The 1325-nt window shown below is 67.6% G+C and carries 1 protein-coding gene; it reads left to right on the top strand.

Going from position 1 to position 1325, the window contains the following annotated elements; all coding sequences use genetic code 11:
* Positions 1–102: 102 nt before the first annotated feature.
* A protein-coding gene (locus AC5L36_RS45305) for an IS3 family transposase (protein ID WP_441225304.1) occupies positions 103–1298 on the top strand; the annotation gives its coding sequence in 2 pieces (ribosomal slippage) (positions 103–334 and positions 334–1298; 1197 coding nt in all).
* Positions 1299–1325 lie beyond the last annotated feature (27 nt).

Below are 1325 nucleotides of genomic sequence, written 5' to 3'. Positions count from 1 at the left end.
TGAACCGCCCCGGATCTTGTAGAGGCTTCCCGGATTGGGAAGGATCGACAGGTGGCGAGATCGGTTGTGTACCCGCTGGAGTTGCGTGAGCGGGCGGTGCGGATGGTCGCGGAGGTGCGGCCGAACTACGACTCGGAGTGGGCCGCGATCGGTGCGGTTGCGCAGCGGCTCGGGATCGGTACTGCGGAGACGTTGCGTAAGTGGGTGCGTCAGGCTGAGGTGGATGCCGGGCAGCGGCCGGGTACCACGTCGGATGAGTCGGCGGAGCTGAAGCGGTTGCGGCGGGAGAACGCTGAGCTGCGGCGGGCGAACGAGATCTTGAAGGCCGCGTCGGCTTTCTTCGCGGCCGAGCTGGACCGGCCTACGACACGCTCGTGAGGTTCATTGACGAGCACCGTGACCGGTTCGGTGGGGTCGAGCCGATCTGCCGCGTGCTGCGTGCGCACGGGGTCAGCATCGCACCGAGCGGCTACTGGGCGGCCAAGGCCCGGCCGCCCTCGAGGAGGCAGCAGCGCGACGAGGAACTGTTGGTGCTGATCCATGACATCTACGCGGCGAACTACGGCGTGTACGGAGCCCGCAAGATCTGGCACCAGCTGCGCTGGCAGGGCCACCGGGTAGCCCGGTGCACGGTGGAGCGGCTGATGCGCCGCGCCGGCCTGGCCGGCGCGGCGCGGGGTAAGAAGATCCGCACCACAGTGCCGGATCCGCGGCACCAGCGCGCCGGCGACAGACTCAACCGGGACTTCACCGCGCCGCGACCAAACCAGGCCTGGGTAGCCGACTTCACGCACGTCGCCTCCTGGGCGGGGGTGGTATACGTAGCGTTCGTCGTCGACGTCTACTCCCGCGCCATCGTGGGCTGGTCCGCCGCAACCAACAAGCGCACCCCGTTGGTGCTGGCCGCCTTGGACATGGCCCTATGGCGACGAGATCGTCACCACCGGCCGATCGGACCGGGCCTGATCCATCACAGCGACGCCGGCAGTCAGTACACGTCGTTCCGGTTCACCACCCACCTGATCGAGGCCGGGATCGACGCCTCGGTCGGCAGCGTCGGTGACGCCCTGGACAACGCGCTCATGGAGTCCACCATCGGCCTGTACAAGACCGAACTGATCAAGCCCCGCGGGCCGTGGCGCGGCCTAGCCGACGTCGAACTGGCCACCGCCGAATGGGTGGACTGGTACAACACCACACGGCTGCACTCCGCCATCGACCATGTGCCGCCAGACGAACACGAATCGACCTACTACGCTCAACACCAGCCTCGCGCGGTGGCTGGAGTCAACCACTGAAGTCTCCACAGAACCCGGGGCGGTTCA

Source organism: Phytohabitans sp. LZ39 (assembly GCF_059359075.1).
Note: the sequence above shows the minus strand (reverse complement) of the source record. Positions and strands in the feature narration are given on the sequence as shown.